Raw genomic sequence first — 6,481 nt, 5'->3', positions numbered from 1 at the left:
CCCCCGCCCCCGACCCGGCCGACCCGGTGGTGCCGCCGCCGTCCGGGCCGCAGCCGGTCTGAGGACGGTCGCCGTGCCCGGGGCCAGGTACGCCGACCGGCGCGCAGCAGGCCGGGCGCTGGCGACCGCCCTGGCCGACCGGGTGGACGCCGGCGCCCTGGTGCTCGGGCTGCCCCGCGGCGGTGCCGTCGTCGCCGCGGAGGTGGCCGTGGCCCTGGGCGCGGAGCTGGACGTCCTCGTCGTCCGCAAGCTGGGCGCACCCGGGCACCCGGAGTTGGCGATGGGGGCGCTGGCCGCGGTCGGCGACCGCGTGGAGACCGTCTGGGTGGCCTCGGTGCGCGAGCGCATCGACCCGGCGCCGGACGCGGTCGACGCGGTGCGGGACCGCGAGCTCGCCGAGCTCCGCCGCCGGAGCGAGGCCTACCGCGGCCGCCGTCCGGCCCCCGTGGTGGCCGGGCGCCACGTCGTGCTCGTCGACGACGGCCTGGCCACGGGCGCCAGCATGCGGGTCGCCGTCGCCGCCGTGCGGGCGAGCGGGCCGGCGCGGCTCACCGTCGCCGTCCCGGTGGCGCCGCGGTCGGCCCTCGCCGAGCTCTCCGGCGTCGTCGACGACCTCGAGTGCCCCTTCGTCCCGGCGGGCTTCCGTTCGGTCGGGCAGGCCTACGAGGACTTCTCGGAGACCTCCGACGAGGAGGTGCTCGAGGCGCTGCGCCGAGGGGGGACTGTCGGCTAGATCACAGCACCGCCTAGACTCGGGACCGACCACCTTGTGAACCTTTTCACAAGGTGCGCTGGACTCGGCGACGGACCGGAGGGGCGAGATGGCGCGGACCGCAGCGGCGCACGCCGCCGACGTCGTGGTCGTCGGCGCGGGTCCGGCCGGCTCCAGCGCCGCGTGGCACCTGGCCTCGGCCGGGCTCGACGTCGCGCTGCTGGAGAAGGCCGAGTTCCCCCGGGAGAAGGTCTGCGGCGACGGGCTGACCCCCCGCGGCGTGCAGGCGCTGCACGACATGGGCGTCGGCACCGACGGGCCCGGCTGGGTGCGTCGCCGCGGGCTCCGGGTGCACGGCGGCGGGCGCGTCGCCGAGGTCGACTGGCCCCGCCTGGACTCCTGGCCCGACCACGGCCTGGTCCGCACGCGCCGCGAGCTCGACGCGCTGCTGGCCGAGCACGCCCGGTCAGCCGGCGCCCGGCTGGTCACGGGGACCACCGTCACCGAGCCGCTGCTGGACGACGACGGCCGGGTGGCCGGCGTCCGGGGCGAGGCCGGGGACGGCGAGCCGGTCACCTGGCGGGCGCCGCTGGTCGTCTCCGCGGAGGGGCTCTCCGGCCGGCTGGCGAAGGCGCTCGGGCTGCTCCGGCGGACCGACCGCCCGCTCGGGGTCGCCCTGCGGGGGTACGTGCGGAGCCGGCGCAGCGACGACGAGTACCTCGACATCGCCTTCGACCTGACCCCCGACGGCCCGTCCCGGGAGACCATGCCCGGCTACGGCTGGATCTTCGGCATGGGCGACGGGACGGCGAACGTCGGCTACGGGCTGCTCGACACCCGGCGCGGCACGGGGGCGGACCGCCGCTCGGTGCTCCGCCGCTGGCTGGACCTCTTCCCCGCCGAGGAGGGGCTGGGCGAGCGGGACGCCGTCGGTCCGCTCCGGGGCGCCGGCCTGCCCATGGCGCTGAGCCGCGGCCCGGCCTACACCCGCGGGCTGCTGCTGGCCGGGGACGCCGCCGGCACGGTCAACCCCTGCAACGGCGAGGGGATCAGCGCCGCGATCGAGAGCGGCCGGATGGCCGCCGAGTCCGCCGCGGCCGCGCTCGCCCGGCCGGCGGGTGCGGCGCGGGAGGCGGTCCTGCAGCGCTACCCCGACCGGTTGCGCGCGGAGCTGGGCCGCCACCACCGGCTGGGCCTCGGCTTCCTGGCGCTGCTGGCCCGCCCGGCCGTGGTGCGGGTGGCGATGGCCCGCGGGCTGCGCCGGCCGGCCGTCACCGACGCCATGCTGCGGGTGATGGGCAACCTGTCCGACGGCCGCGACGGCGACCTCGTCGACCGCGCGCTCGCCGTGCTCCTGCGACTCACCCCGGCGACCTGAGTGGCTGCCGTGACGTCCCGCCCCGACACCGACGCTCCGTCGCCGGACCGTGACCCGTACGTGACCTCCCTCACCCTAGGGTGCCGCTGATGCTCTCGACCTACGCCCCGATCGTCGGGCTCTTCGTGCTCGCCGCGGCGTTCGCGCTGTTCTCGGTCGCCGTCGCCCCCTTCGTGGGACCGCGGCGCCACAACCGCGCCAAGCTCGCCGCCTACGAGTGCGGCATCGAGCCGGTCGACCAGCCGCTCACCGGGGGCCGGTTCCCGGTGAAGTACTACCTGACGGCGATGTTGTTCATCGTCTTCGACATCGAGATCGTCTTCCTCTACCCGTGGGCCGTCGCCAACGACGCGCTCGGCGTGTGGGGGCTGGTCGCGATGGTCCTGTTCATCGGCACCGTCTTCCTCGCCTTCGCCTACGAGTGGCGGCGCGGCGGGCTCGAGTGGGACTGACGGGGGAGGACTGATGGGACTCGAGGAGAAGCTGCCCAGCGGCGTCCTGCTGACCAGCGTCGAGAAGCTGGTCAACTGGACCCGCAAGTCGTCGCTGTGGCCGGCGACGTTCGGCCTGGCCTGCTGCGCGATCGAGATGATGGCCTCGGGCGCCGGCCGCTACGACCTGGCCCGCTTCGGCATGGAGGTCTTCCGGGCCTCGCCCCGGCAGGCCGACCTGATGATCGTCGCCGGGCGGGTCAGCCAGAAGATGGCCCCGGTCCTGCGGCAGATCTACGACCAGATGCCCGAGCCGCGCTGGGTGCTGGCGATGGGCGTGTGCGCCAGCTCCGGCGGCATGTTCAACAACTACGCGATCGTCCAGGGCGTCGACCACGTCGTCCCGGTGGACATGTACCTGCCCGGCTGCCCGCCGCGGCCGGAGATGCTCATGGACGCCATCCTCAAGCTGCACCACAAGATCCAGCACGAGCCGCTGGGCCCCAAGCGGGCGCGGGAGCTCGAGCGGGCCCGCGAGGAGGGCACCGCGCGCGACCTGCTCGTCGAGATGCCCTCGACCGTGCGCGTGGACAAGCAGCAGCGCCGCGCCTACGAGGAGGCGGCCGCCCAGGGCCGCACCGGCCAGTTCGCCATCGAGCAGCGCGGCGGCAACGCCGTCCTGCTGCCCGGGGAGAGGGGTGCCCGGTGAGCAACGACGGCGGGGCGGTCGTCCCCGGTCGCGAGGAGGCCGGGTACGACGCCAGCACGGCGCCCGCGGGGGGCTTCCGGAAGGGCGCGTTCGGCGTCACCGGCAGCGGCGACACCTCCGGTTTCGGCGGCCTCGTCCGCGTCGAGCCGGGCGGTGCGGTCGTGCTGCACTCGACCGACCGCCCCTACGGCGGCTGGTTCGACGAGGTCACCGACGCGCTGATCGACGCCGTCGGCGAGGGCACCTACGCGGCCGCGGTGCAGCGCGTGCTGGTCGACCGCGGTGAGATCACCTACTTCGTGGCGCGCGAGCACCTGCTCACCCTGGTGCAGGCGCTGCGCGACGACGAGGCGCTGCGCTTCGAGCTGTGCAGCAGCGTCTCCGGCGTCGACTACCTCGACAGCGGCGGCCCCGCCGTCGCGCCCGGCCGGCCCCGGCTGCACGTCGTCTACCACCTGACGTCGATGACCTACCGGCGCCGCATCCGGCTGGAGGTGGCGGTGAGCGCCGAGGACCCGCACGTCCCGTCGGTCACCGGGGTCTACCCGACGGCGGACTGGCACGAGCGGGAGGCCTACGACATGTTCGGCGTCGTCTTCGACGGCCACCCGGCGCTGACCCGGATCCTCATGCCCGACGACTGGGACGGCTTCCCGCAGCGCAAGGACTACCCGCTCGGCGGGATCCCGGTGGAGTACCACGACGCGACGATCCCGCCGCCGGACACGCGACGGGCCTACCGGTGACCGAGGAGGGGCGTCGATGAGCACCACCTACGACCCCGCCGACCCGTACGCGGGTTCGCGGGAGACCACCGAGGGCCGCGTCTACACCGTCACCGGCGGGGACTGGGACGTCACCCTCGGGGCCGATCCGCACGGCGAGGAGCGCCTCGTCGTCAACATGGGCCCGCAGCACCCGTCCACCCACGGCGTGCTCCGGCTGGTCCTCGACCTCGAGGGCGAGACCGTCACCAAGGCGCGGGTCGTCATCGGCTACCTGCACACCGGCATCGAGAAGAACACCGAGTACCGCAACTGGGTGCAGGGCACGACCTTCGTGACCCGCATGGACTACCTCTCGCCGCTGTTCAACGAGGCCGGCTACTGCCTCGCGGTGGAGAAGCTGCTCGGCGTCGAGGCCCCGCCGCGCGCCCAGACCATCCGCGTGCTGGTCATGGAGCTCAACCGGATCGCCTCGCACCTGGTCGCCCTGGCCACCTTCGGCATGGAGATGGGCGCCCTGACCGGCATGACGAACGGCTTCCGCGAGCGGGAGCTCGTCCTCGACCTGCTCGAGGAGATCACCGGCCTGCGGATGAACCACGCCTACATCCGCCCCGGCGGGCTGGCGCAGGACCTGCCCGAGGGCGCCGTCGAGCACATCCGCGAGTTCCTCGAGTTCTTCCCGAAGCGGGTCGCCGACTTCCACCGGCTGCTGACCGGCCAGCCGATCTGGCAGCGCCGGCTCAAGGACGTCGGCTACCTCGACGTCACCGGCTGCGTCGCGCTCGGCGTCACCGGGCCGGTGCTGCGTGCCGCCGGGCTGCCCTGGGACCTGCGGAAGGTCGAGCCCTACCTGGGCTACCAGACCTACGACTTCGAGGTGCCGACCGCGGACACCTGCGACGCCTGGGGCCGCTACCTCGTCCGCATGGCCGAGGTCAACGAGTCGCTGCGGATCATCGAGCAGGCGCTCGACCGGCTGGAGCCGGGCCCGGTGATGGTGGAGGACAGGAAGATCGCCTGGCCGGCGCAGCTCTCCCTCGGCCCCGACGGCATGGGCAACTCCCACGAGCACGTCGCGCACATCATGGGCCAGTCGATGGAGGCCCTGATCCACCACTTCAAGCTGGTCACCGAGGGCTTCCGGGTGCCGGCGGGCCAGGTGTACGTGCCGGTCGAGTCCCCGCGCGGCGAGCTCGGCTACCACGTCGTCAGCGACGGGAGCACCCGCCCGTGGCGCGTCCACGTGCGCGACCCCAGCTTCGTGAACCTGCAGGCCACGGCGGCGATGAGCGAGGGCGGCATGATCGCCGACGTCATCGCCGCGATCGCCTCGATCGACCCCGTGATGGGGGGAGTGGACAGGTGAACGAGCGTGCGAGTTCGCCCAGGAGCACGGCAGCGCCGCGAGCGGTGTCGACGAGCGCCAGCGAGGAGATGACGTGAGCGCACTGCCAGGCAGCCCCGAGGGGACGGCGGTGACCGGGCTGGACTCCAGCCCGGTCGACGCCGGCTCCCTCGCCGAGGTGCCGCCGCTGCCCGAGCGCGCCCGCCTCGAGGCGCGGGACATCATCGCCCGCTACCCGGTGGCCCGGTCGGCGCTGCTGCCGATGCTGCACCTGGTGCAGAGCTACCAGGGCTACGTGACGCCCGAGGGCGTCGCCCTGTGCGCCGAGGAGCTGCGGCTGACCAAGGCCGAGGTCGGCGCGGTCGCGACGTTCTACACGATGTACAAGCGCCGCCCGACCGGACGGCACCTGGTCAGCGTCTGCACCAACACGCTGTGCGCCGTACTGGGCGGGCAGCGGATCATGGACGCGCTCTCGGCCGACCTCGGCGTGCACCACGACGAGACCGCCGCCGACGGCTCGATCACCCTCGAGCACGCCGAGTGCCTCGCGGCCTGCGACTACGCGCCCGTGGTCACCGTCGACTACGAGTTCTACGACCAGCAGGACGTCGAGAGCGCCCGCGCCCTGGTCGCCGCGCTGCGCCGGGGCGAGAAGCCGCTACCCACCCGCGGCGCCCCGCTGACCGACTTCCGCGGTGTCTCCCGCCAGCTCGCCGGGTTCTCCCAGCACGCCGACGAGGCCGCCGCGGCCGCCGCCGTCGACGCCCCCGGCGAGTACGGGCCCACCCTGCGCGGGCTGCGGCTGGCCGCCGAGCGGGGCGAGTCCGCGCCCCCGATGCAGGGGCCGGAGCCCCGGCCGGCGGACGCGGTCGAGCCGCGCGAGACCGTCCGCCCGTCGGGGACCACCGGCGAGACCCCCGGGCAGGAGGCCGCGGACGCGCGCGTCGCCGCCGCGGACACCCCGGCGGAGGAGGCCGGCGCCGCCGGCTCCCACCCCGACGCCCCCGAGCCCGCCGGCCGGCGGCTCCCCGACGGCCGCACCGGGACCGAGACGCCCGCGGGCGCGGAGCCCGGCACCGGCGACCAGGCGCCCGACGTCCCGCCGCCGGCCGGTGAGGGCTCCGACGGGCCCTCCCGCACCATCCAGGGCCGAGCACCGAAGCGGAGGCGCTGAC

Annotated in this window: 6 protein-coding genes and 1 pseudogene; all 7 read left to right on the top strand. The window is 74.9% G+C overall.

Annotated elements, in window-relative coordinates; all coding sequences use genetic code 11:
* A partial coding sequence (locus tag E9565_RS09070; protein ID WP_308196111.1) for a phosphoribosyltransferase family protein occupies positions 1–733 on the top strand: 733 nt, incomplete at its 5' end.
* An 88-nt stretch (positions 734–821) separates the two neighbouring features.
* Entirely contained in the window at positions 822–2,090 is a 1,269-nt protein-coding gene (locus tag E9565_RS09065; protein WP_236826390.1) for a geranylgeranyl reductase family protein, read from the top strand.
* Positions 2,091–2,179: 89 nt separating this feature from the next.
* Positions 2,180–2,542, top strand: a complete 363-nt coding sequence (locus E9565_RS09060; RefSeq protein ID WP_236826391.1) for an NADH-quinone oxidoreductase subunit A — start codon at positions 2,180–2,182, stop codon at positions 2,540–2,542.
* A gap of 13 nt (positions 2,543–2,555) precedes the next feature.
* Positions 2,556–3,107: pseudogene (locus tag E9565_RS09055) on the top strand (NADH-quinone oxidoreductase subunit B family protein); the annotation flags it as partial.
* Between the two features lie 119 nt (positions 3,108–3,226).
* The gene (locus tag E9565_RS09050; protein WP_236826392.1) at positions 3,227–3,976 is read left to right on the top strand and encodes an NADH-quinone oxidoreductase subunit C; all 750 of its coding nucleotides are present in this window, start codon (positions 3,227–3,229) and stop codon (positions 3,974–3,976) included.
* Positions 3,977–3,992: 16 nt separating this feature from the next.
* Positions 3,993–5,324, top strand: coding sequence for an NADH-quinone oxidoreductase subunit D (locus tag E9565_RS09045; RefSeq protein WP_236826393.1), 1,332 nt, complete (start codon positions 3,993–3,995; stop codon positions 5,322–5,324).
* A gap of 73 nt (positions 5,325–5,397) precedes the next feature.
* Complete coding sequence (gene nuoE, locus E9565_RS09040) at positions 5,398–6,480, top strand: NADH-quinone oxidoreductase subunit NuoE (RefSeq protein WP_236826394.1); 1,083 nt, start codon at positions 5,398–5,400, stop codon at positions 6,478–6,480.
* Position 6,481: the final 1 nt, after the last annotated feature.

The organism is Blastococcus sp. KM273129 (assembly GCF_021698995.1).
Classification (GTDB): Bacteria; Actinomycetota; Actinomycetes; order Mycobacteriales; family Geodermatophilaceae; genus Blastococcus.
Note: the sequence above shows the minus strand (reverse complement) of the source record. Positions and strands in the feature narration are given on the sequence as shown.

What these genes read in the sequence shown, in the direction of transcription:
- E9565_RS09045 (WP_236826393.1), top strand. Translation starts at nt 3,993, where the DNA reads ATGAGCACCACCTACGACCCCGCCGACCCGTACGCGGGTTCGCGGGAG.
- E9565_RS09065 (WP_236826390.1), top strand. Translation starts at nt 822, where the DNA reads ATGGCGCGGACCGCAGCGGCGCACGCCGCCGACGTCGTGGTCGTCGGC.
- E9565_RS09060 (WP_236826391.1), top strand. Translation starts at nt 2,180, where the DNA reads ATGCTCTCGACCTACGCCCCGATCGTCGGGCTCTTCGTGCTCGCCGCG.